At 65.8% G+C, this 23,429-nt stretch carries 25 protein-coding genes and 1 tRNA gene; 9 read left to right on the top strand and 17 right to left on the bottom strand.

What is annotated here, in order from left to right:
* Positions 1-55 precede the first annotated feature (55 nt).
* Complete coding sequence (locus JI743_RS06500) at positions 56-214, bottom strand: hypothetical protein (RefSeq protein WP_201927054.1); 159 nt, start codon at positions 212-214, stop codon at positions 56-58.
* A gap of 155 nt (positions 215-369) precedes the next feature.
* Between JI743_RS06500 and JI743_RS15145 the strand changes: the two genes are divergently transcribed.
* Both JI743_RS15145 and JI743_RS06495 read left to right on the top strand, forming a co-directional pair.
* Positions 370-654, top strand: a complete 285-nt coding sequence (locus tag JI743_RS15145) for a hypothetical protein (RefSeq protein ID WP_236659703.1) — start codon at positions 370-372, stop codon at positions 652-654.
* 57 nt (positions 655-711) lie between these two features.
* Positions 712-2,307 carry a S9 family peptidase gene (locus JI743_RS06495; protein WP_236659702.1) on the top strand — a complete coding sequence of 532 codons (1,596 nt, stop codon included), beginning with the start codon at positions 712-714 and terminating at the stop codon, positions 2,305-2,307.
* 90 nt (positions 2,308-2,397) lie between these two features.
* On the opposite strand, the gene JI743_RS06490 is transcribed toward JI743_RS06495, so the two are convergent.
* The 9 genes from JI743_RS06490 to JI743_RS06450 form a co-directional block, all read right to left on the bottom strand.
* Positions 2,398-3,000 (bottom strand): hypothetical protein, encoded by a 603-nt coding sequence (locus JI743_RS06490; protein WP_201927052.1) that lies wholly within the window; start codon positions 2,998-3,000, stop codon positions 2,398-2,400.
* Positions 3,001-3,082: 82 nt separating this feature from the next.
* Entirely contained in the window at positions 3,083-3,616 is a 534-nt protein-coding gene (locus JI743_RS06485; RefSeq protein WP_201927050.1) for a demethoxyubiquinone hydroxylase family protein, read from the bottom strand.
* On the bottom strand, positions 3,613-4,095 hold the full coding sequence (locus JI743_RS06480; protein ID WP_201927048.1) for a disulfide bond formation protein B: 483 nt from the start codon (positions 4,093-4,095) through the stop codon (positions 3,613-3,615). The genes JI743_RS06485 and JI743_RS06480 overlap by 4 nt, the downstream gene beginning before the upstream one ends.
* A 12-nt stretch (positions 4,096-4,107) precedes the next feature.
* Positions 4,108-5,493: a S41 family peptidase gene (locus JI743_RS06475; protein WP_201927046.1), complete on the bottom strand. Its 1,386-nt coding sequence runs from the start codon at positions 5,491-5,493 to the stop codon at positions 4,108-4,110.
* 130 nt (positions 5,494-5,623) lie between these two features.
* Positions 5,624-6,838 carry a murein hydrolase activator EnvC family protein gene (locus JI743_RS06470; RefSeq protein ID WP_201927044.1) on the bottom strand — a complete coding sequence of 405 codons (1,215 nt, stop codon included), beginning with the start codon at positions 6,836-6,838 and terminating at the stop codon, positions 5,624-5,626.
* Positions 6,835-7,263 (bottom strand): 23S rRNA (pseudouridine(1915)-N(3))-methyltransferase RlmH, encoded by a 429-nt coding sequence (locus JI743_RS06465; RefSeq protein WP_201927042.1) that lies wholly within the window; start codon positions 7,261-7,263, stop codon positions 6,835-6,837. The genes JI743_RS06470 and JI743_RS06465 overlap by 4 nt, the downstream gene beginning before the upstream one ends.
* A 35-nt stretch (positions 7,264-7,298) precedes the next feature.
* Positions 7,299-7,697, bottom strand: a complete 399-nt coding sequence (gene rsfS / locus JI743_RS06460) for a ribosome silencing factor (protein WP_201927040.1) — start codon at positions 7,695-7,697, stop codon at positions 7,299-7,301.
* A complete protein-coding gene (locus JI743_RS06455; RefSeq protein WP_201927037.1) occupies positions 7,694-8,389 on the bottom strand; it encodes a nicotinate-nucleotide adenylyltransferase in 696 nt (231 codons plus the stop codon). The genes rsfS and JI743_RS06455 overlap by 4 nt, the downstream gene beginning before the upstream one ends.
* Positions 8,353-9,636 (bottom strand): glutamate-5-semialdehyde dehydrogenase, encoded by a 1,284-nt coding sequence (locus JI743_RS06450; RefSeq protein WP_201927034.1) that lies wholly within the window; start codon positions 9,634-9,636, stop codon positions 8,353-8,355. Before JI743_RS06450 ends, JI743_RS06455 begins: the two co-directional genes overlap by 37 nt.
* A gap of 77 nt (positions 9,637-9,713) precedes the next feature.
* Between JI743_RS06450 and JI743_RS06445 the strand changes: the two genes are divergently transcribed.
* Together JI743_RS06445 and JI743_RS06440 are read left to right on the top strand one after the other, a co-directional pair.
* Positions 9,714-10,838 (top strand): DUF3667 domain-containing protein, encoded by a 1,125-nt coding sequence (locus JI743_RS06445; RefSeq protein WP_201927032.1) that lies wholly within the window; start codon positions 9,714-9,716, stop codon positions 10,836-10,838.
* Between the two features lie 57 nt (positions 10,839-10,895).
* A complete protein-coding gene (locus tag JI743_RS06440) occupies positions 10,896-12,524 on the top strand; it encodes an alkaline phosphatase D family protein (RefSeq protein ID WP_201927030.1) in 1,629 nt (542 codons plus the stop codon).
* On the opposite strand, the gene JI743_RS06435 is transcribed toward JI743_RS06440, so the two are convergent.
* Positions 12,521-13,444, bottom strand: a complete 924-nt coding sequence (locus JI743_RS06435; RefSeq protein WP_201927028.1) for a crotonase/enoyl-CoA hydratase family protein — start codon at positions 13,442-13,444, stop codon at positions 12,521-12,523. The two genes, JI743_RS06440 and JI743_RS06435, sit on opposite strands and share 4 nt — an antisense overlap.
* 279 nt (positions 13,445-13,723) lie before the next feature.
* Here JI743_RS06435 and purC point away from each other — a divergent pair, with 279 nt between their 5' ends.
* Both purC and JI743_RS06425 read left to right on the top strand, forming a co-directional pair.
* Entirely contained in the window at positions 13,724-14,500 is a 777-nt protein-coding gene (gene purC, locus JI743_RS06430) for a phosphoribosylaminoimidazolesuccinocarboxamide synthase (protein WP_201927348.1), read from the top strand.
* Positions 14,501-14,618: 118 nt separating this feature from the next.
* A complete protein-coding gene (locus JI743_RS06425; RefSeq protein ID WP_201927026.1) occupies positions 14,619-17,504 on the top strand; it encodes a M16 family metallopeptidase in 2,886 nt (961 codons plus the stop codon).
* Positions 17,505-17,800: 296 nt separating this feature from the next.
* Here JI743_RS06425 and rplA read toward each other — a convergent pair whose 3' ends face one another.
* From rplA to JI743_RS06400, 5 genes are all read right to left on the bottom strand, one after another.
* Entirely contained in the window at positions 17,801-18,496 is a 696-nt protein-coding gene (gene rplA / locus JI743_RS06420; RefSeq protein ID WP_201927024.1) for a 50S ribosomal protein L1, read from the bottom strand.
* A gap of 4 nt (positions 18,497-18,500) precedes the next feature.
* Positions 18,501-18,932 carry a 50S ribosomal protein L11 gene (rplK, locus tag JI743_RS06415; protein ID WP_201927022.1) on the bottom strand — a complete coding sequence of 144 codons (432 nt, stop codon included), beginning with the start codon at positions 18,930-18,932 and terminating at the stop codon, positions 18,501-18,503.
* A gap of 262 nt (positions 18,933-19,194) precedes the next feature.
* A complete protein-coding gene (gene nusG / locus JI743_RS06410) occupies positions 19,195-19,731 on the bottom strand; it encodes a transcription termination/antitermination protein NusG (RefSeq protein ID WP_201927020.1) in 537 nt (178 codons plus the stop codon).
* A gap of 33 nt (positions 19,732-19,764) precedes the next feature.
* A complete protein-coding gene (gene secE, locus JI743_RS06405) occupies positions 19,765-19,962 on the bottom strand; it encodes a preprotein translocase subunit SecE (RefSeq protein WP_201927018.1) in 198 nt (65 codons plus the stop codon).
* Positions 19,963-20,167: 205 nt separating this feature from the next.
* Positions 20,168-20,243 (bottom strand) — tRNA-Trp (locus tag JI743_RS06400).
* 92 nt (positions 20,244-20,335) lie between these two features.
* Here JI743_RS06400 and JI743_RS06395 point away from each other — a divergent pair.
* Genes JI743_RS06395 through JI743_RS06385 form a run of 3 tightly spaced genes read left to right on the top strand, consistent with a single transcriptional unit; the run spans position 20,336 to position 22,288 of the window.
* Positions 20,336-21,283, top strand: coding sequence for a DMT family transporter (locus tag JI743_RS06395; protein ID WP_201927016.1), 948 nt, complete (start codon positions 20,336-20,338; stop codon positions 21,281-21,283).
* Positions 21,280-21,903 carry a glutathione S-transferase family protein gene (locus tag JI743_RS06390; protein ID WP_201927014.1) on the top strand — a complete coding sequence of 208 codons (624 nt, stop codon included), beginning with the start codon at positions 21,280-21,282 and terminating at the stop codon, positions 21,901-21,903. Before JI743_RS06395 ends, JI743_RS06390 begins: the two co-directional genes overlap by 4 nt.
* A 7-nt stretch (positions 21,904-21,910) precedes the next feature.
* Positions 21,911-22,288 carry a DOPA 4,5-dioxygenase family protein gene (locus JI743_RS06385; protein ID WP_201927012.1) on the top strand — a complete coding sequence of 126 codons (378 nt, stop codon included), beginning with the start codon at positions 21,911-21,913 and terminating at the stop codon, positions 22,286-22,288.
* Here JI743_RS06385 and JI743_RS06380 read toward each other — a convergent pair.
* Positions 22,285-23,397 (bottom strand): ATP phosphoribosyltransferase regulatory subunit, encoded by a 1,113-nt coding sequence (locus JI743_RS06380; protein WP_201927010.1) that lies wholly within the window; start codon positions 23,395-23,397, stop codon positions 22,285-22,287. The two genes, JI743_RS06385 and JI743_RS06380, sit on opposite strands and share 4 nt — an antisense overlap.
* Positions 23,398-23,429 lie beyond the last annotated feature (32 nt).

Raw genomic sequence — 23,429 nt, 5'->3', positions numbered from 1 at the left:
ACCGATGCGCTCGCTCGTTTCCACAAGCGTGGTTCGAAGGTCGATGCCATTGTTTTCAGCCTCCCCGGCCGGCGATTCCCAGAAACGCCACGTTTGCCCCAATAATTCCCAAGTCAAGACAGCTTCGCACCGATTCGTTAATTTTTTTGCTCGACTCGCCTCGAAAATCGAACAAATCGCGCCAGGCTGCCAAATCGGTTTCAAATTCAGCCATTTCGGTTGCGATTCGTCCCCGTTCGACCGGTCGAGCATAACATTCTTGTCGACGGTCGATTGCAACGCATCGTTGGTCGAACTCTTGCATCGCCGAGAGTGCGCGATAGCGTCTATGCCCGGTCAATTGCTTCATTTCAAAACGGGGACATCATCATGCGCTATCTTGCCGCTCTGGCCACTCTTGCCTTGCCGTTTGCACCGGCACTTGCCGCCGAAGGAGAGGGCGCCGCGGTCGAGCCCAAGCCGGCAGCACTGATCGCCGATGGCGTACCCGCGGTCCCGGCCGACCTGCCTGCCGCAACGCGTCCCTATATGGAAAATCGCGGCGCCGGTTTCGTCGGCTGGCACCCGACCGACAAGTCGATGCTCATCGCCACGCGTTTCGGCAATACATCGCAAATCCATCGCGTCGCCGCCCCGATGGGCGCGCGCAAGTAGCTGACCTTCGAAGCCGAACCCGTCGGGCGCGGTGCATGGTCGCCGTCGACCGGCGATATGATGCTCGTGCAAAAGGACATCGGCGGGAACGAATTCTATCAGATCTACGCGATGAAGGACGGGCGGCTCGACCTGCTTACCGATGGCAAGAGTCGCAACGGTCTGAACGCGTGGAGCAAGGACGGGACGCTTGTCGGCTTTACTTCGACGCGTCGCAATGGGCGTGATAGCGACATCTATGTCATGAACCCGCGCGACCCGGCATCGAGCCGGATGGTGGCCGAAGTTCAGGGCGGCGGCTGGTATCTCGCCGACTTTTCGCCCGACAAGAGCTGGGCGCTCGTTGCCAAATATACGTCGGTGCAGAAATCGGACCTGTTCCGGCTCGACCTCGCCACCGGCGCGATGACGCCGATCGGCGACCATTCGAAAAGCGTCGCGCTCGGCGGCGCAGAATTTGCGCCCGACGGCACGATCTGGGTGACGAGCGACGAGGGAAGCGATTTTCAGCGGCTCGGAACTGTCGACCCGGCGACGGGCGCGTTTACCCCGCGTGGTCCTGCCGAAAAATGGGACGTCGATACGTTCGACATCGCCCATGACGGCAGCTTTATCGCCTATGTCGTGAACGAGGCGGGCATGGCCAAGCTCCGCATCCTCGATCCGAAAAGCGACGCGGTGCGGACGGTCGAGGCGCTGCCGCCGGGCATCATCGGCGGCATCGACATCGCGCCGTGGGGCGAAATCGGACTGACCTTTACCTCAGCGCGCAGTGCTGCCGACGCGTTTAGCGTCGATCCCAAGACGCTGAAGGTCACGCGCTGGACCGAAAGCGAGACCGGCGGTCTCGACGTCACGAAGAATGTCGAACCCGAACTCGTCAAAATCAAAAGTTTTGATGGGCTGGAGGTGTCGGGATTCCTCTATCGCCCGGACCCGGCCAAATTCCCCGGCAAGCGCCCGCTGATCATGAATGTCCACGGTGGACCCGAAGCGCAGTCGCGCCCCGGCTTCATGGGCCGCAACAACTATCTGCTCAACGAAATGGGGATTGCGATCTTCTATCCCAACGTTCGCGGTTCGACGGGCTATGGGAAGACTTTCGTCAGCCTCGACAACGGCCCGTTCAAGCGCGAAGACAGCGTCAAGGACATGGGGGCTTTCCTCGACCATCTGGCGAAGGACAAGATGCTCGACACGTCGCGCTTTGCGCTGACCGGCGGCAGCTATGGCGGCTATATGTGCTATGCTGCGGCGATCCATTACGCCGACAAACTGCGCGCCAATCTGTGCGTCGTCGCTATCTCGAACTTCGTGACCTTCCTTGAAAATACGCAGGATTATCGCCGCGACCTGCGCCGCGTCGAATATGGCGACGAGCGCGATCCGGCACAGCGCGCCAAGCTCATCGAAATCTCGCCGCTGACGCATGTCGACAAGATCGAGAAGCCGCTGTTCGTCGTCACGGGCGCGAACGACCCGCGCGTCCCGGCGTCCGAAGCCGACCAGATTGTCGAGGCGGTCCGCAAGAATGGGGGGACGGCTTGGCACCTTGTCGGCACCAACGAAGGCCATGGTTTCGCGAAAAAGGAAAATGCCGACTACAGCTTCTGGACGTCGCTCATGTTCTGGAAGCAGTACTTGCTGAATTAAGCATCATTCGCGCGTCCACCGAGATCATCCCGATCCCTGTGGACGCGTGATCGACATTCCGGCTCCCGCCAGAACTGCGGATAAGCTAGTTCAACTCTGCGGCGGGAGCGGCAAAGGTTCGGCGTCTGCTTCGCTATCGGGCGTGGTCGGCGCTTCGCCGTTCGCTTGCCGTTCGAGTTCGGCGGCGGCGCGGCGGCGTTCTTCCATCGCGCGTTCTTCGGCCACGACTGCCGCCTCGACCTCGGCCGCTGCGGAGTCGATACCTGCGAGTCGCTTGGCGCGTTCGTCGGCGATCATCGTCTGCCAGTCGGTCTTGTCGGCCGCGACGCGCTCGGCCTTGGCTCCCGCGACGAGTGCCTGCGTGCAGCCCGTGAACCCGCCAAGGCCCACCGGCGAGCAGCTGTCGGTGCCAAAGCGACCGACGCGCTCAAGTGCGACGACCTTGTTCGCCCACGCTTCGTTGCGCGGGTCGAGCGGGTCGCCGCGGAAAATCTGCGGGACGCGATAGCGATCCTGTTCGGGGAGGCGGCTGCAGACGACAATCTCGTTGGGGCTCGACTGTTCGCATTTGTCGTCGCCATAGACGATGACCTGGTTGATCTTCTCGCCATCGACCGTGGCTTCTTGCGCGCCGACGGACGGGATCGCCGCGTTTCCGGCGAGGATCAAGGCGAGGGAAAGAAGGCGGGTCATCGGTCGTTCCTTTATGGTTTCGGCGGGCATGACAGTGCGAAGCTGCATCGGTGCTGAACGGGCAGGCCCGCGCGCGAGCCTATCAGATACGCTTCGACAGCGCGATGGCTGCGCGACACCCGGCGCGGATCGCAAGATTGAGCAGGGGATAGCCCGGCGCATTTTCCGCGCCTGCGGCGATCGCCGCCTCCTTATGTTCCAGCTCCTCGGCGCGAAAATCGGCAACTGCAGCGCTCAGTTCGGGATCGCTGTCGCCAAGTTCGTCGAGTTGCTGCCGATAATGGCGGTCGATCTCGGTTTCGACCGCGGCGGTGCAGGCCATTGCGGCGCGCGGGCCGATGGCAGCCGTAATCGCCCCGAGGGCAAAGCCCGCGCGGTTCCACAGCGGTTGCAACGCGGTCGGGCGCACGCCGCGCCGGGCGATCATATCGTCGAAAAATTTGCGATGCCGCTCTTCCTGCTCGGCCATGTGGGCAATTTCGCGCGCCATTGGATGCCGGTCGCCGAGCACCGCAAGCTGCCCTGCATAGATACGCGTCGCGCCATATTCGCCCGCCTGATCGACGCGGATCATCGACGCCGTGCGGCGGTCGGTCGGGTCAGGGCTTTCGCTCATGCGTCCGATGTGGGCCGACGGAGCAGCAAGGTCAAGACAAGCGCCGCGCCGCCCAATGAGAAAATGGCATTGAAGCCTGCGAGCGAAATGCCGAACAAATCCCACTGCGTCTGGTCGCACCGGATCAGCGGCGCGTTCATGATCGATTCGAGCGAGACGGGGCCGGCGGCGCCGGTCGAGCAGCTCGTCAGACCTTCCCAAAAGCCATATTCGACGCCTGCGTGAAAGATGCCGATCGCGCCGCTGATAGCGATCGCAATCGCCGCTAGCGCCGTCAGCAGGCGCATCGCCTTGCCATTGCTGCGCAGCAACAGCGCCAGCGCAGCAAGCACGATCGCCGCCTGGTGCGGCCAGCGCTGCCAATAGCACATCTCACACGGGTGGAGGCCAAAGCCAAATTGCGACACGAGCGCACCGCCATAGAGGAGGAGCGGGATGGCGAGCGCGAGCAGCGGCGCGGCGAGGCGCGATTTCGGCATCGGTCGCGCCCCTTAGTTGCGGCGCGCCGGCTTGGCGACCGGTTTGGCCTGCGCCATGCGCGGAGCGGTGGCGCCGATGCGGCCGATGGTTTCCAACGCGTAGTGCAGCTGGAAATCCTCGATCCCCTTTGCCTTCAAGTCCGCCGCGGTCGCGGTAAAGCGCGGATCGGGTTTTTCGTCCTTTTCGATCAGGCTGTTGTCGACCTTTTTCTCGTTGACGAGGTGGCGGCGCAGATCGCTCTCACGGAACTTGGGCCGCGAAGCGTAGTCGGGGTCCGAAAGTTGCGGCACGCGGATGTCGGGGTCGATCCCGCCCTCTTGCACGCTGCGCCCCGACGGCGTGAAATAGCGCGCGGTGGTCAGGCGAAGCGCGGTGGTGTCGGTCAGCGGCAGGACGGTCTGTACGGACCCCTTGCCGAAGCTGCGTTCGCCCATCACCACGGCGCGGTGCTGGTCTTGCAGTGCGCCCGCAACGATTTCCGACGCCGATGCCGACCCGGCGTCGATCAGCACGATGACCGGTGCGCCCTTCGCGAGGTCGCCCGGCTCGGCGAAATAACGCTCGATGTCGCCCTTGCGGCGGCCGCGCTGCGACACGATTTCGCCGCGTTCGAGGAAGACGTCGCTTACGCCAACGGCTTCGTCGAGCAGTCCGCCAGGGTTCGAGCGGAGGTCGAGAACCCAGCCGCGCGGCTTGTGGCCCAGCGATTTTTCGACCGACAGCATTGCCGCCTTCAAATCGCGCGTCGCGTCGGCCGAAAAACTGCTGATAGTCAGCACGCCGACATCGTCCTTCACCTCCCACTTGACGGGCTTGAGGTCGATGATTTCGCGCGTCAGCGACAATTCCATCGGCTTGTCCTGGCCCTCGCGAACGACGGTAATGTCGATCTTTGTGCCGGGGCGGCCGCGCATCTGTTCGACCGCCTCGTCGAGCGTCAGGCCGAAAATCAGCTCCTTGTTGATATGCGTGATATAGTCGCCCGCCTTGATGCCCGCGCGCGAAGCCGGGGTGTCGGCGGTCGGCGCGATCACCTTTACGACGCCGTCCTCCATCGTCACCGATAGCCCCAGGCCGCCATATTCGCCGTCGGTTTGCGTCCGCAGCGTCGAATAGCCCGATGCATCAAGATAGCCCGAATGCGGATCGAGGCTGGCGAGCATGCCGTTGATCGCACCCTCGATCAGCGTCGAATCGTCGACCGGTTCGACATAGTTGGATTTGACCTCGAGGAACACGTCCATGAAGCGCGAGATTTCGCCGGTCGTCTTCGAATCGACGGCGGCCATCGCGCCCGTTGCCAGCGGGACGAGCGCGAGCGTGCTCAGCGCGGCGGCACCCTGCCACAGCGCAAAACGGCGCTTGGGCGACGCGGAAGTCTTGGGCGTTGCGGTCATATACGTCTTTCACTCATGCGGGAATCCCCGCTCTATAAACCCCGGCGCGCCATCCTCCTACGCAATTGCGCGCCCGTCAAGCATGGCATCCCGATACGGAACAGGGGTCAAACGGTCGATTAACCGGCCGTCAGCCGAGCATCGCGACGATGTCGACAGGCCGTCCGGCGCGGCGCAATTCGATGGTGATTCGGCTGTCATTCGACCCCGCACGACCGATCGGCATGCCGGCATCGAGCACGTCGCCGACACCGGCAGAGAGGCCGATCAGTCCGGTAATCAGCGACGTCCAGCCGCCGCCATGGTCAATGATGATGATCTTGCCATAACCGCGATAGTCGCCGGCGAAGCTCACGCGTCCCGGCGCGGGGGCCACCACCTGCCCGCCGGGCTGCGCCGCGACGGTGATCCCGCGCGACCGAACGCCGCTGTCGTTGACTTCGCCCAGTCCCGCGATGATGCGCCCGACGACAGGCAAGCGATAGGCGCCCACGGTCAGTTCGGGTTCGACTGGCGCTGGCGGGGTGGGCTGCGACGAAGCGCGCGAGGGATCGCGCGGCCGTGCGATCGGGCCGGGCAGCCGGGCGAGCTCCGCGCGCACCGCGCTGTCGGTTTCGAGTGTGTCCATCAGTTCGACAATATCGCGCGCCTTTTCGCCGAGCCCGAGCGCGCGGTCAGCCTCCAGCCGCGCGCTGCTGATGAGTTCGCGCGAGCGGAGTCGGCCTTCGTTTTCGAGCCGCGTCAGCGTGTCGCGACGTTCGGCCAGTTGCTCCTTGCTCGCCGCCAGTGCTTTCAGCGCAATCGCCTGATGCTGCTGGGCGGTGCGCAGTTCGGCGAGTTCGCGGCGCACGCCTGCGGTGCGGTGCTCGATGATCGGCATCGTCGCATCGAGCACCGCGCGCGCGTGGACCATGTCGCGGAGCGAACCGGGCTGCGCGAGGACACTGACGGGCGGCTGGCGGGACAATTGCTGCAGCGTCGCGGAGAGTTCGAGCAATGGCTTTTGCTGCTCGGCCAACCGCGCGCGGCGGATCGCGAGGCGGCGGTTGACGAGCGCGACCCGTGCCTCGCCCGCGCGGATGTCGGCCTCGGCCGACTGGATTCGTGCAGCAAGCGCCGCGCTTTGCTTCTTGAGCCGCTCGGCTTCGGAGCGGGCGGCGAGTGCCTGCGCCTCGAACTGCGCGCTTCGCGCCATCGCTTGTACCGACTGCTCCTTCGCTTCGCGTAATTGTTGGCGTTCGTTCTCAGCGATAACGACGGGGTCGAAGATGTCGCTCTGCGCGAGGGCGATGGCGCCGACGGTGCCTGCGGCGGCGAGAACGAGGGCGAAGAGCGCGCGCCTCATTGCCGTCCCTCGCGGTGATAGGGGTGGCCCGCGATGATGCTGGTCGCGCGCCACAATTGTTCGGCGAGCATCGCGCGCGCCATCAGATGCGGCCAGGTGGCGCGGCCAAAGGCGATCACCTTGTCGGCGCCTTCGCGCTCGTCGGGGGTAAAGCCGTCGGCGGCGCCCAGGCAGAAGCGCGTTTCGCGCACGCCGCTGTCGCGCCACTTTTCGAGAAGCCGAGCGAATTCGAGCGACGACATTTGTTCGCCCCCCTCGTCGAGAAGGACGGTACGGCTGGTATCGCCGGGGGCGGGCCAGCGCCCGCCCGTGTCGGAAAGTTCGGAAATCTTGTGCGGCCAGCCGAGCCGTTTCATGTAGCGATCGACGAGTTCGGCCTCGGGGCCGCGCCCGATGCGACCGCGCGCGATGATATGGAGCAACATTCCCGCCGTCTTACAGGATCAGCGGGCGCGCGCCATCAATTTGCCGCAGCAACCGGCGGGGCGTCGCCGAACGACCACATCCGCTCGAGATTGTAGAAGCTACGCACCTCGGGACGGAACAGATGGACGATGACATCGCCGGCGTCGATCAGCACCCAATCGGCGTTGGGCAGCCCTTCGACGCGGACAAGCCGGCCCGCTTCCTGCTTGATGCGCTGCGCCAGCTTGTCGGCGATCGCCGAGACATGACGCGTCGACCGGCCGCTCGCAATCACCATATGATCGGCGATGCTGCTCTTGCCGGCAAGCGGGATGGAAATGGTTTCCTGGGCCTGGTCCTCTTCCAGCTGGTGGAGGATCAGCGCGTGGAGTGCGTCCACGCTGTCGTTTGCGGGTGCGGCGCCGGGCGCGGCATCCTTGTTCGCGGCTATCAAGCGGTTCCTTTCCTTTCGCGGTCGCGCAGGCGCGAATGCGTCAGCGGGTCGCGCATCGCGCGGCCTGCATAGCGTTCGAACCAGCGGGGATTGGCCTGCCGTATAGCGGTTGCGGATCGCACATCGGGCGAAAAACGCAGGAACACGAGGGCAGGCGGTCTCCAGTTCGTCCAATGAAGTTTCTGGTCCGCGGGCCGGACGAAGCGCCGAAGCCAGCCCATCGCCTGCGCGGCATGGGTTCGGCCATTATAGCCCGGGCGCGCGACAACCGCAATCGGCATCAAGCGCGCAATGTCCCGCCAGTCGCGCCAGCGGGGCAATTGGACGAGATTGTCGGCACCCATGATCCATATGAAACGGCGATTGGGGTAGCGGCGCACCAGCTTTCGCAGCGTATCGACGGTATAGCGCGTCCCGAATTCCGCCTCGATCGCCGTTGCGCGGATCGGCGCGCGCCGCGCCATGTGCTGCGCCGACGCGAGTCGCGCGGGGAGGGGCGCCATGCCCTTTGCGGATTTGAGCGGATTGCCCGGCGAGACGAGCCACCACAGCTCGTCGAGCCCCAGTGCGTCGATGGCATTGAGGCTGATTGTGCGGTGCCCGCCGTGCGCAGGGTTGAAACTGCCGCCAAGGAGACCGGTGGGACGGGCGCGAGTCAGGGGCGGACCTGTCCCGTGCCGTGCACCAGCCACTTATAGGTGGTGAGCCCTTCCAGTGCGACCGGTCCCCGCGCGTGGAGCCGCCCCGTCGCGATGCCGATTTCGGCGCCGAGGCCGAATTCGCCGCCGTCTGCGAACTGGGTCGAGGCGTTGTGCATCACGATGGCGCTGTCGACTTCGCCCAGGAAGCGCCGCGCCGCCGCTTCGTCCTCGGTGACGATCGCATCGGTGTGGCGGCTCGAATGCGCGTCGATATGTGCAAGCGCGCCCTCGATTCCGTCGACCGCGGCAATCGACACGATCGCGTCGAGATATTCGCTGTCCCAGTCGACCGTGCTCGCCGGAGTGACATGCGGGCTGAGCGCCGTGATCGCGCTGTCGCCGCGCACTTCACAGCCCGCCGCGATCAACGCATCGACGATGGCTTGCGGTGCGCCATAGCTGCGGTCGATCAGGATCGTCTCGGTTGCACCGCAGATTCCGGTGCGGCGCATCTTGGCATTGACCGCGAGCGCGACCGCCTTGTCGGGATCGGCCGATCCATCGATATAAAGATGGCAGATGCCGTCGAGGTGCGCGAGCACCGGGACGCGCGCCTCGTCCTGCACGCGCGCGACCAGCCCCTTGCCGCCGCGCGGAATGATGATGTCGATATGGCCCTGCGCGCGCAGCAGCGCCCCGACCGCCGCGCGATCCTGCGTCGGGATGATCTGCACCGCCTCAGCCGGCAGTCCCGCTTCGGTCAGCCCTCCAACAAAGGCCGCATGGATGGCGCCATTCGAATGGACCGCCTCGCTGCCGCCGCGCAGGATCACCGCATTGCCCGACATCAGCCCGAGCGCGGCGGCGTCGGCGGTGACGTTGGGGCGGCTTTCGTAGATGATGCCGACGACGCCGAGCGGCACGCGCACCCGTTCGAGCTCCATTCCGTTCGGGCGCTTGGCGCGGTCGATGATTGCGCCGACCGGGTCGGGTAGCGCGGCGACCGCTTCGACCGCATCGGCAATGGCGCCGAGGCGATTTTCGTCGAGCCGCAGACGGTCGAGCATGGCCGAGGTGAGGCCCGCCGCCTTGCCGGCCTCCATATCCCGCGCATTGGCCTCGAGGATCGTGTTCGCCTTTGCGCGCAGCCAGCGCGCGGCAGCATTGAGCGCGGCGGCCTTCTCTGCCGTCGCAGTCACTGCAAGCCGTTTTGCCGCAGCGCGCGCGCGCAGCCCCATGTCGGCGATCAGCGCATCGGGGTCGGCGGTGGCGGGCGAGGCAAGCGTGTCGGTGGTCATGACGCCGCTCTATCACGCTTATCCGCGGCTGCGAAAGCCCCGTTGCGCGTGGCGGCGTGCCGGACTAGGCAGGGGCGATGAGCGGGGACATCGACAGCATCGGGGCGGCGGTCACGGCGGGACTCGCGGGCGCTGCGGTCGAACCCGCGCGCGGGATGGCTGCCGAGAAGGGCGGTCCGCGCCGCTGTTTCAACTGCGGGACCAGCCTTGTCGGCGCGCATTGCCACCGCTGCGGGCAAAAGGCCGACATCCACCGCAGCTTCGGTGCGATCGGGCACGACCTGGTCCACGCCATCTTTCATTTCGAAGGCAAGCTGTGGAATACGCTGCCACTGCTCGTGTGGCGGCCGGGTGACTTGACGCGGCGCTATATCCACGGCGAGCGCGCGAGCTTCATATCACCGCTCGCGCTGTTCCTGTTTGCCGTCTTTCTGACCTACGCCGTGCTGGCGATGGTCGGTTCGGGGAGCGGCCTCAGCGACCAGATGGCGAAGGCGGCCGCGGAACAGACGCGCCGCAACGCGCTTCAGACGAGCTTTCGCGCGGAGGTCGAACGGATCGACACACGTCTTGCGGCGGCGGGCGCGACCGATGCCGAAAAGGCGTCTCTGGCCGACGAGCGCGCGACGCTCGAAAAGAGCGCACAATATCTGGGTATCGCGCGCGATTTGACCGACGAAGAACGCGCCGCCGGACCGCCGGTGCTTGAGGATCCGGTCGAACAGGTCACATCGAGCGCCGATTTCCTGACGCGCACAAAGATCGACAGTGGCGTTCCCTTTATCGACAAGGCGCTGCAAAAGGCTTGGGCGAACCCGGGACTGCTTCTCTACAAGTTGCAGGCGAACGCCTATAAGTTCGCATGGGCGCTGATCCCGCTATCGCTGCCCTTCCTGTGGCTGCTCTATCCGTTCAGCCGCCGCTTTCACACCTATGACCATTTCGTCTTCATAACCTATTCGATCAGCTTCATGCTGTTGCTGTTCGTGGTTGTGCGGCTGTTCAACATGACCATCCTTGGCGAAACGATAAGCGTCGCTGCGCTCTTTTATGTCCCCTTTCATATGTACCGACAGTTGCGTGGCGCGTATCGTTCGTCGCGTTTCGGCGCGATCGTCCGGTCGATCCTGTTGCTCAATTTCAGCCTGTTCGCGGTGATCGCTTTCATGTTGCTGCTGCTTACACTCGGGATGATGGGGTAGCGCGAATTGTAACATTGGCGGGGCAGGGAAGACGCATCCGGGAAGGGAAGGAACGCCATGCATCCGATTTGGAGCGCCATCGAACGCCGTTTGCTCGTCAAGCTGGGGACCGCGGGGCTGGCGGCGCTCGCGCTCCCGGGCGCGGCGCGGGCGATGGTGGCCCAAGGCTTTACCCATGGCGTCGCAAGCGGCGAACCGGGCCCCAATTCGGTGATGCTTTGGACGCGCTACGCCGCATCCTCGGACACCGATCTGACCGTCGAGGTCGCGGAGAGCGCGGATTTCGCGAAGGTCGTTGCCGGGGGCACTGTTCGTGCCTCGGCCGAGCGCGACTTTTGCGCGAAGATGGTCGTCGACGGCCTCGACCCCGGGCGCTGGTATTTCTATCGTTTTATCGCCCCCGATGGCGGCACGTCGGTTTTCGGCCGCACGCGTACGCTGCCCGAAGGCGCGACGTCGGCGTTCACGCTCGCGCTCTTTTCGTGCGCGAACCTGCCTTTCGGTCATTTCAACGCCTATGCCCACGCGGCGGCGCGGCAGGACATCGATCTGGTCGTCCACGCGGGTGACTATCTTTACGAATATAAGATCGGCCAATATCCGACGCTGAAGGAAGCCTTGCCGGGGCGCCTCATCCAGCCGAGCCACGAGATTGTCGCGCTCGCCGATTACCGCCTGCGCTACGCCTCCTATCGCGCCGACGCCGATTTGCAGCGCATCCACCAGCTCTATCCGATGATCGCGCAATGGGACGATCATGAGCTGACCAACGACGCCTGGTCGGGCGGAGCGCAGAATCATCAGCCCGACGAAGGCGAATGGAGCGTACGGGCGGCGGTTGCCGAGCGCGTGTGGCGCGAATGGATGCCCGTCGCCGATACGCGCTGGCGCCATTATGAGGTCGGCGACCTTGCGACGATCTTCCTCCCCGAAACGCGGCTGACCGGGCGCGACAAGCAATTTTCGGTCGGCAACATCGTCAGGGATGCCGGCGATCCTGCGGCCGCGCTGCGACGCTTTCGCGAAACGGGGTATGTCGATCCGGAGCGCCAGCTGCTCGGCGCCGATCAGGAAAGCTGGCTGACGCGCGGCATCGCCTCATCGGTCGCGGCGGGCAAGCGCTGGCAGGTCTGCGCGCAGCAGGTCATCATGGGCAGCACCTACAGCCCGCCCGAGTCGGCGGGATGGTTCGGCGCCGACGCGCCCGACTATGTGCTCGAACGGATCAAGTCGGCGCAGCTTGCGGCGACGGCGGGGCTGCCGTTCAACTTCGACGCGTGGGACGGCTATCCTGCCGCGCGCGCGCGGCTCCTCGGCGCGGCGCAGTCGGCGGGGGCCAATTTCGTGTCTCTCGCCGGCGACAGTCATAACAGCTGGGCATTCGACCTGCCGCATGACGGGCGCCCCGCCGGCATCGAGGTCGCGGGGCAGAGCGTCACCTCGCCGGGAATCGAGGCATCGGCCAAGGCGGCGAGCGCCGCCGACCGCGCCGCCGCGCTCCGCGGCTCGTCGCCGCAGCTGCGCTGGGTCGACACCGAACGGCGCGGCTATGCGACCGTGGCGCTGACGCCGGACACAGTGACCGCCAACTGGCATTTTCTCGAAACCGTGGGGCAGAAGTCGCTCGCGCTTGCTGGCACGCACCGCATGACCGCACAGCATGGGCGCAACCGCTACGACGCCTAGCTATAGGGCGGCGCATCCTCGAATTCGTCGAACCACGGATAATCCTCCGCGACGCTCGCCGTGAAATCGGGCGCGCGCTTTTCGAGGAAGCTTGTCACCCCTTCGGCGGCGTCGGGGCTGCGTCCGCGCGAATAGATGGCGCGGCTGTCCCAGCGGTGCGCGCTCATCGGGTGCGGCGCGCCGAGCATCCGCCACAGCATGTGCCGCGTCAGCGCGACCGACACCGGCGCGCTGTGCTCGGTCATCTCGCGTGCCTTGGCGATCGCCGCGTCGATGAGCTCGCCCGGTGCGTGGACCGACTGGACGAGCCCCTTGTCGCGAGCTTCTTCGGCGGAAATCAGACGGCCCGAATAGCAAAGGTCGACCGCATTCGCGATGCCGACAAGCCGCGGCAGGAACCAGCTCGAGGCCGCCTCGGGCACGATCCCGCGCCGGGCGAAGACGAAGCCATAGCGTGCGGTGTCGCTCGCCAGCCGCGCATCCATCGGCAAGGTCATCGTCGCGCCGATGCCGACCGCCGCGCCGTTGATCGCGCCGAGCACCGGCTTCTTCGCCTCGAAGATGCGCAGCGACACGCGCCCGCCCGAATCGCGCACCAGCGGGTGCGACCAGTCGATCGACCCGTCGGCGCGGACCGGGGTCGGCGCGACGCCGTCGGGCAGCGCGACCGCCTTGTCGGTGCGCTTGTCATAATCGAAGGTCGCGGCGCCGCCGCCAAGGTCTGCCCCGGCGCAATATGCGCGCTCGCCCGCGCCGGTGAAGATCACCGCGCGCACCGCGTCGTCGGCGTCGCATTCGTCGAGCGCCGCGACGATGTCGAGCATCATCTGCGTGGTAAAGGCGTTCATCCGGTCGGGGCGGTTCAGCGTCAGCAGCGCGATCCCCTCCTGCTTGTCGAGGCTGATCTGTTCAAAGCTCATCGCGTCTCTCCCCCTGGCTTCTGGCCATGGTTGCAAGCAGGGCGGGCGATGGCAAGCGCTTTACGTAAACGTAAATCAATCGTCGCCTCCGCGAAGGCGGGAGCCGCTGTCGGCATGGCTCCCCGCTCCCGGTGTCCCCCGCCCTGGCCGGAGCGACGTGACTGATGACGCGCCGATGCTTTGCCGCTATAGGGCGCCGACCGCCCCGGCGCCGCGCTCGCTTATCCGAGTCGCTTTCGCCGGGGTCATTCATTTGGTTCCGACAGAAAGTTGACCGCCATGGCCCGTCGCCGCCAGATTTACGAAGGCAAAGCCAAGATCCTGTACGAGGGTCCCGAACCCGGCACCTTGATCCAATATTTCAAGGATGACGCGACCGCGTTCAACGCGCAGAAGCGCGGGACGATCAACGGCAAGGGCGTGCTCAACAACCGGATTTCGGAGCATGTCTTCACGCTGCTCGGCAATATCGGCGTGCCGCACCATTTCATCCGCCGCCTCAACATGCGCGAGCAATTGATCCGGCAGGTCGAGATCGTGCCGATCGAGGTTATCGTCCGCAACGTCGCCGCGGGCTCGCTGTCGAAGCGGCTGGGGATCGAAGAGGGGACGCAGCTTCCGCGCACGCTTATCGAATATTGCTACAAGGACGATGCGCTCGGTGATCCGCTTGTCGCCGAGGAGCATATCGCCTGCTTCAACTGGTGCAGCCAGGACGAGCTTCACGACATCCAGGACATGGCGATCCGCATCAATGATTTCATGAGCGGGCTGTTCGCCGCGGTCGGTATCCGCCTCGTCGACTTCAAGCTCGAGTTCGGACGTCTTTATGACGGCGATTTCAGCCGCATCATCCTTGCGGACGAAATCAGCCCCGACGGTTGCCGCCTGTGGGACATGGCGTCGGGCGAAAAGCTCGACAAGGACCGCTTCCGCCGCGATCTGGGCGGAGAGGTGGAAGCCTATCAGGAAGTCGCCCGCCGCCTGGGCCTGATGCCCGAAGGCGGCGACAATGCGGTTCTCGACCTCGAAAGCCACCGCAAGAAAAAGGGCTGAACGGCCCTCTCATATCCGTCATCCCGGCGAAGGCCGGGATGACGATAGGGGTATGTCCGCAGTCGCTTCCAAAAGCGCATGGCCTTGACGCGGGCGCAATGATCGCCAGAACGGCCGAATGACCAGCCCCATCCTCCGGCGTGCCGCGACCGCGCTGTCGGCCCTCGCCCTTCTTGCCGTCTGCTCGCCGCCGCTGCTTGCCAAGGAGGCCGAACGGTCCGCGGTGGCCGCCGCGGTCAATCCGCAGAACGACGCGGCAAGGGCATGGAACTTCGCCGCGAGCGACGTGCCCGTCGATCCGAACATCATTTTCGGCGTCCTGCCCAACGGCATGAAATATGCGCTCCTCCAGAACGGCACGCCCAAGGACAGCGTCGTCATCCGCATGCGCTTCGACGTCGGCAGCTTCGCCGAGGCCGAGGACCAGCGCGGCCTTGCCCATTTCCTCGAGCATATGGCGTTCAACGGCTCGACGAATGTGCCCGAGGGGGAAATGACCAAGCTGCTCGAGCGCAAGGGGCTGGCGTTCGGCGCCGACACCAACGCGTCGACCGGCTTTGACGAGACGATCTACAAGCTCAACCTGCCGGGTGCCTCGGACGATCTGATCGACACCGGCCTGATGCTGATGCGCGAGACGGCAAGCGAGTTGACGATCGACCCTGCGGCGGTCGACCGCGAACGCGGCGTCATCCTGTCCGAACGCCGCGCGCGCGACACCTATCAACTCCGCAACGTCATCGACCAGCTCGACTTCCAGATGCAGGGGATGAAAGTCGCGAGCCGCATCCCGGTCGGCACCGAAGAGGTGATCCGCACCGCCCCTGCCGAGCGGCTCCGCGATCTATACGACCGCTATTACCGGCCCGAGCGGGCGACGCTGGTGATCGTCGGCGATTTCGATCCGGCGGCGGTCGAGGCGAAGGTGAAGGCGCGCTTTGCCGACTGGACCGGGCGCGGCCCCGCGGGCGCCGACCCCGACATCGGAACGATCGATTATGATCGCGCCGCGGCGGCGGACGATTTCATCGATCCCGCAGTGCAGGATTCGGTGACGATTGCGACCTTCAAACCGTGGGTCGACGAACCCGATACGCGCGCCAAACGCGCCCGCAACCTGGCCGAAGAGGTCGGCGAGGCGATCGTCAGCCGCCGCCTCGCCAAGATCGCGCTTGCCGAGGATTCGCCGATCCTCGCGGGCTATTTCAGCGAGGCCGCCGGTTGGGACATTTTCGACCAGGTGACGATGGGCGCGGTCGCCAAGGAGGGGGCGTGGCGCGAGGCGCTGGCGCTGATCGAGCAGGAGTTCCGCCGCGCGCGCGACCATGGCTTCACCGAAACCGAGGTCGCCGAGCAGTTGGCGATCCGCCGCACCGCGCTCCGCAACGCCGTCGCGGGCGCCTCGACGCGGCGCAGCGAGGCGCTTGCCGACCGGCTCGTCGAGGCCGCCGAGGGCAAATTCGTTTTCGTGCGCCCCGAAACGAGCCAGATGCTGTTCGAGGCGGTCGCGCCGACGCTAAGTGCCGCTGCGGTCAGTGCAGCCTTCCGCGCGCGCACCGAGGGACTCAGCGCGCCGCTCGTCCGCGTGACCGCCAAAAAGCCGATCGAGGGCGGCGCCGACGCAATCCTCGCCGCGCTCGAGGCATCGACCGAAGTTGCGGTCGCGCCGCCGACCGAATCGGTTGGCATCGCCTTTGCCTATGAGGATTTCGGCGAACCCGGGCGCGTCGTCGCCGACGACCGCATCGACGACCTCGGCATCCGGCGCGTGCGCTTTGCCAACAATGTGATGCTCAACATCAAGACGACGGATTTCCAGAAGGACCGCGTTTACCTGTCGCTCCGCGTCGACGGCGGCAATCTGCTCGCGACGCGCGACGATCCGACGCGCGTGTCGCTCGCGGGCTCGTTCAGCCTCGGCGGTCTCGGGATGCACGGCCTCGACGATCTGCGCTCGATCCTCGCCGGCAAGACGGTGAGCACCAGCTTCGGGTCGGACACCGACGCCTTTGGCGCCAAGGCGCTGACCTCGCCCGAGGATTTCGCGCTGCAGGCAAAGCTGATGGCGGCGTTCGTCGCCGATCCGGGCTACCGCCCCGACGGCCTTGCGCTGATCCGCCGCTATTTGCCGCAGCAATATGCCGCGAACGACGCGACCCCCGCGGCGGTGCTGGGGCGCGATGCGGGCGGCATCCTTGCCAATGACGATCCGCGCGCGCAGACCCCGCCGCTCGACCACCTGCTCGCGCTCGATTGGGACCAGTTGCGCCGCGCCATCTCCGACAGCCTGGTCAACGGCGCGATCGAGATCGGCGTCGTCGGCGACATCGACGAGCAGGCGGCGATCGACGCGATTGCGGCAAGCTTTGGCGCGCTCCCCGAACGCCGCGCCGCCTTCGATCCGCGCAGCGAGGCGCGCGTGCGCGAATTTGCGGTCGACCGCAGCGAGCGCACGTTGATCCACAAAGGCCCCGCCGAACAGGCCGAGATCCGCGTCTATTGGCCCGCGCGCGACGACAGCGATCTCGCCGAAGCGATGCGGCTCAACCTGCTCGCGCGCGTGATGCAACTGATGCTGACCGAGGAATTGCGCGAACGGCTTGGTGAAAGCTACAGCCCCGGCGCGGGCGCCAGCCTGTCGGACGAGTTTCCGGGCTATGGCCATCTGTTCGCGTCGAGCAATGTCGATTTCCAGCATCTCGCGACGACGCGAGCGGCGATCTTTGCCATCGCCAAGCAACTGCGCGACATGCCCGTCGATGCCGACCTTCTCGACCGCGCCCGGCGCCCGCTCGTCGAGGCGATGGTGAAGGCGCGGCGCGAGAACGTCTATTGGCTCAATTATGTCGCCGAAGCGACGAGCGCCGCCGACCGCCTCGACCGCAGCCGCAACGGCATCGCCGAGGTCGAGGCGGCGACGGTCGAAGAATTGCAGTCGCTTGCCCGGCGCTATCTGACCGACGACAAGGCACTGGTAATCAAGGCGGTGAGCGACAAGGTTTGAGCCCGACGAAGCGTAAATAATCCGCCATCGTCATCCCGGATCAGGTCGGCGCTTGTCCATTTTCGCGAAGTAAGTGCTCCCCGGCGAAAGCCGGGGTCCAGGTTCGGGCCGCACTGCACCGCGTGGACTCCGGCTTTCGCCGGAGAACACCTAGGGGCCATAATCGCCGATCGAGTCGGGGGTGACGAGGTGGAACGAAAAACTGTTCCTTCTCCGCCAGCCGCCGCCATCAAAGCCGCCAAACAGAAAAGGGCCGGAGTTTCCCCCGGCCCTTCGCTAAATCGTTGCGATGTCGATCAGGCGCCGATTTCGGCGGTGTCGACCTTCACGCCCGGACCCATCGACGACGACAGGGCGATCTTGCGGACATATTTGCCCTTCGCGCCCGCCGGCTTCGCCTTGACGATCGCGTCGACAAAGGCGTCGAAGTTCTGGCGGAGCTTTTCCTCGCCGAACGACAGCTTGCCGATACCGGCGTGGATGATGCCCGCCTTTTCGACGCGGAATTCGATCTGGCCGCCCTTGGCTGCCTTGACCGCTTCGGCGACGTTCGGGGTGACGGTGCCGAGCTTCGGGTTCGGCATCAGGCCCTTGGGACCCAGCACCTTGCCGAGACGGCCGACGATGCCCATCATGTCGGGCGTCGCGATGACGCGGCCATAGTCGAGGTTGCCGGCCTGCATGTCTTCCATCAGGTCCTCGGCCCCGACCTTGTCGGCGCCAGCCTTCAGCGCTTCCTCGGCCTTGTCGCCGCGCGCGAAGACCGCGACCTTGACGTCCTTGCCGGTGCCGGCGGGCAGCGTCACGACGCCGCGGACCATCTGGTCGGCGTGGCGCGGATCGACGCCCAGGTTCATCGCGATTTCGAGCGTTTCGTCGAACTTCGTCGACGACAGGTCACGCACGGTCTTGATCGCTTCGTCGACGGCGTGAAGCTTCAGCGCGTCAACCTTGCCCTCGAGGGCCTTCTGCTTCTTGGTCAGCTTTGCCATCGGTTCAGCCCTCCGTCACTTCGAGGCCCATCGAGCGGGCGCTGCCTTCGATGATCTTCGTCGCCTGTTCGATGTCGTTGGCGTTCAGATCCTTCATCTTGATCTCGGCGATTTCGGCGAGCTTCGAGCGCGCGATCTTGCCGCCGCTGATCTTGCCGGGTTCCTTCGATCCCGACTTCAGGTTCGCGGCCTTCTTGATGAGGTAGGTCGCCGGGGGCGTCTTGGTGACGAACGAGAAGCTCTTGTCGGCATAGACGGTGATGATCGTCGGCGTCGGCGTGCCCTTGTCGAGCCCGTCGGTCGCCGCGTTGAACGCCTTGCAGAATTCCATGATGTTGACGCCGCGCTGACCCAATGCCGGCCCGAGCGGCGGCGAGGGGTTTGCGGTCCCCGCCGGAACTTGCAGCTTGATATAGCCGCTGATCTTCTTGGCCATGATGGCCTCCTTTCTTTCTGTCGCCGCGGATCAGGTCCGCGGCTCAAAATAAGCGGTCAAGCAGAAGGGCATCACCCCTTCCTCCCGCACGGACTCGCGCCCTTTTTCGACGCGAAGCGGCGCCGTTAGCGCCGGTGGAGCGAAAAGGCAAGGATTGCCTTGGTTCGCCCTCGGTGACGAAGGCGAAAACGGATCGATGTCTGCGGTGGAAAAGCGCAGAAATCCGCCGAACTTCACAGTGAAATACGATCCCGCGGGATCGTCACTTCATGCGTTCGACCTGTTCGAAGTCGAGCTCGACCGGCGTCGCGCGGCCAAAGATCGACACGCTGACCTTGACGCGCGCCTTGTCGAAGTCGAGTTCCTCGACGACGCCGTTGAAGCTTGCGAACGGGCCTTCGAGCACCTTGACCTGATCGCCGATCTCGTAATCGACGCGGATTTCGGTCTTCGGACGCGCCGCGGCCTCTTCCTTGCTGTTCAGGATGCGCGCGGCCTCCGCCTCGCTGATCGGCTGCGGCTTGCCCGACGAGCCGAGGAAGCCCGTGACCTTCGGCGTGTTCTTGACGAGGTGATAGACGTCGTCGGTCATCGTGAGCTTGGCGAGGACATAGCCGGGGAAGAATTTCCGTTCGGCCTGCACCTTCTTGCCGCGCTTGACCTCGGTGACGGTTTCGACCGGCACCTCGACCGCTTCGACGAGCTGGGTCAGGCCCATGCGCTCGGCCTCGGCGAGCACCGAATCGCGGACCTTGTTTTCGAAACCCGAATAGGCGTGAATGATGTACCAGCGCGCCATGTGTTGAAGTCCTGTCCTGTGAAACCGCGGCGATTAGCGCGCGAGCGACGTCAACCAGTTGACGATCGCGTTGAAAACCGTGTCGATGCCGAGGAAGAAGAGCGCGAGGATCGTCGTCATGATCAAGACCATGATCGTCGTCTGCATCGTCTCGCGGCCCGTGGGCCACACGATCTTGCCGGCTTCGGCGCGCACCTGACGGATAAATTCACCCGGGCTGGTCTTGGCCATGTCGATCGTCCTGTCCTTCAAGCGTCCAATATCTGGCCAGATGGGTCGCCGCCCGCGGCGCGTCAAGCGCGCTTCGGGCAATAGTCCGCCCACCCTCCCCGACCAGGTCGGCGAAAGGCGGAAGGAAAACGGCGCATCTGTCCGAATGAAAGCGGCCTTTAACCGCGCGTCCCGCCATTGGCAAGCAAATGGCGATGGTGCGGCCTGGCAGGGGCAGCAGGATTCGAACCCGCGACCCTCGGTTTTGGAGACCGATGCTCTACCAGCTGAGCTATACCCCTAGGCCGGAGTGCGCCCCTATACCGATTGCCGCATGGGAGCAAGGGGGATGAACGCCTTGCCAGCGGCTTCGGGGCTGATATGCGCAAACGCCATGTCGGCTGCCGCAACCTCCGCCGCCTCGACGCAGGCGCCCCAGCATTATCTGGGCGGCATCGCGCTGCGCCTGCTGGCGATGGCGAGCCTGTCGCTGATGTTCGTGCTCGTCAAATATGTCGACCGCGCCGGCATCCATATCGTCGAGAGCCTTTTCTGGCGGCAGGCATTGGTGCTGCCATTCCTGCTCGTCTGGATTCGCGCGACGACGGGCGGCTTCGCTTCGCTGAGGACGCAGCGCATCGGCGCGCATGCGCGGCGGATGACGATGGGGCTGGTCGGCATGGCGTGCAATTTCGGCGGGATGATCTTCCTGCCGATGGCCGAGGCGACGACGATCAGCCTGTCGGTGCCGATCTTTGCCGTGATCTTTGCCGCTGCACTGCTCGGCGAGCCGACGGGGTGGCAGCGGTGGAGCGCGGTGATCGTCGGCTTTGTCGGCGTGCTTGTCGTGCTCGACCCCGGCGCGAGCATCGCGGCGGGCTTTGGCGGCGATCATGGCATGGGCACGTTGATCGCGCTCGCGGGGGCGGTGATGACCGCGCTGATCACCATTGCGGTGCGTGACCTCGGCCGCACCGAGGCGGCGGCGACGATCGTCTTCTGGTTCAGCGCGCTGTCGATGATCCCGCTCGGGCTGATGCTGCCCTTTGTCATTACCTCGCACAGCGCGCAGGAATGGCTGCTCCTCCTCGGGCTCGGATTTTCGGGGGCCGTGGTCCAGATGGCATTGACCGGCGCGTTGCGGCTCGCGCCCGTCGCCGTGGTGATCCCGATGGATTACACCAGCCTGCTCTGGTCGATCGCGGCTGGCTGGTGGTTTTTTGGCACCTTCCCCGCCGAGACAACGTGGATCGGCGCGCCGCTGATCGTCGCGAGCGGGCTGTTCATCGCGTGGCGCGAACACCGGCTGCACATCGCACGGACCAAGGAGGTTGCCGCATGACCGGCGAGACGCCGCGCCCGATCCTCTATCACTGCCCCGACGCGCGTTCGCTGCGCTGCCTGTGGGCGGCCGAGGAAGCGGGGCTCGACATCGACCTGCGGCTGCTCAAGTTCCCGCCCCGCGCGTTCGAGCCCGATTATCGCAGCGTCAATCCGCTGATGACCGTCCCCGGCTGGGTCGAGGACGGCCGGTTGATGACCGAATCGGCGGCGATCTGCGAACGCATCGCCGAGGGAACATCGCTGGAGGTGCGGCGCGACGAGAGCGATTATTGGGCCTGGCGCAACTGGCTCCACCGCAGCGACGCGACGCTGACCTTTCCGCTGGCGATCATGATCCGCTACACGCGCGTCGAGCCCGAAGAGCGGCGGCTCGCGCAGGCGGTGCAGGATTACAAGGCTTTCTTCGGCGGCCGCGCCAGGAGCATCGAGGCGGCGCTGTCCGACGGGCGCGACTGGCTCGTCGCGGGGCGCTTCACCATCGCCGACATCGTGATCGGCTATGCGGCATTTCTTGCGACGACGCTGGGCGCCGACGATGTGCTGGGCGAAGCGACGCAGGCGTGGCTCGCCCGCTGCATGGCGCGCGAGGGGTTCGTGCGCGCACGGGCGCGGCAGTGAGGTGAATATGACCGACCCCGACGCGCGCTGGCACGCCCATATCTATTATGACGCCGCGGAGCGGGCGGCGGCGCTTGCGCTGCGCCAGGCGTTCGGTCGCGATGCCGCGATCCTGTTCGTCGGCGCGATGAGCGACGCGCCCGTCGGGCCGCATCCGATTGCGCAGTTCGAGGTGCATTTTCTTGGCGAACATCGTGCCGCCGTGGTCGCGGCAGTCGAGGCAACGGGGCTGCGCGCGCTGGTTCATCCGCTGACCGACGACGACCTTGCCGATCACACTACGCTTGCGCACTGGATCGGCGCGCCGCTCCCCCTCAACCTTTCGGTGCTCGATCCGCCGGGGACGAACCAGGGTGTCGCGCGCTTCGGCGTTTCGGATTTTTAAGCTTCGACCGGGCCGTCGGGGCCGAGGACATAGCCGCAGCCGAGCCGGTCGGCATCCTCGGCATCGGTGAGCGCGGCGACCGTGTGCCAGCCGTCGGCGCGCAGGCTTGCGGCGAGTTCGGCATCGTGGCCGAGCGGCAGGAAAATGCGGCGTTCGGCCTGATCGGCAGTGCCGAGTCCCGCGTCGATCAGCGGGTCGGGATAGAGCGAAAATCCGACCGCGGCTTCCTCCTGATCCTCGCCCAGCGGGATGGCATAGCTGCCGCCGCGCCCGACGGCGTCGCCCTGGCCGGGGACGAAGACCGAAAAGCCGAACCAGCTTTGATAGGCGAAGCCGTGCCGTTCGGTCGGGTCGAGCGTCAAGGTGACGCGGTCGCGCACCGGGGCGGCGATCGCCTGCAGCGCCTCTATCCGCGTCGCCAGCACGCCTTCGCTGTCGAACGCGGCAAGCTCGGCAATCGCGCGGTCGAAGGGGCCGGTCGCGCGGAGCAGCGGCAGATAGGCGTCGGCGCCGAGGCGCGTGAGTCCGCCGGCATCCTTGGCGTCGAGTTCGTCGCGGAGCTGGTCGAGCGGCACCTTCACCGGATGCACCTCGGCGAGCAGGTCGACGAGGTCGGGCAGGGTGAAGTCGATCGTCACCGGGCCGATGCCCGCGGCTTCGAGCGCGTCGATCGCGACGGTCACGATTTCGCGCGCCGCGGCGACGCTGTCGCTGCCGATCAGTTCGGCGCCGACCTGGAGCATTTCGCGCGCGGGGCGAAGCTGGCTTGCCCGCAGCTTGACCACCTGGCCGGCGTAGCAAAGGCGCAAGGGGCGGGGGGCGGCCGCGAGCAGCGAGGTCGCAATGCGTCCGACCTGCCGCGTGATGTCGGGGCGCAGCGCGAGCGTGCGCTGCGACACCGGATCGGTGAAGCGGAGCAGGTCGCGCGCCGACCGTTCGTCATTGCCGCCCAGCGTCTCGCGAAACTCGGCGAGCGGCGGCGACACGCGGCCATAGCCATGCGCGCGCATCGCATCGACCAGCGCGCGCGTGACGCGCGACGCCGCTTCGGCCTGCGCGGGCAGGCGGTCGCGGAGGCCTTCGGGCAGCAGGGCAGGGGCCTTGGTCATGGGGGCTCCTCTAGCCCTTGGTGCGGGCTTGT

It is taken from the genome of Sphingopyxis jiangsuensis (assembly GCF_016734905.1).
Taxonomy (GTDB): domain Bacteria; phylum Pseudomonadota; class Alphaproteobacteria; order Sphingomonadales; family Sphingomonadaceae; genus Sphingopyxis; species Sphingopyxis jiangsuensis.
This window is presented reverse-complemented; position numbering and strand designations above follow the sequence as displayed.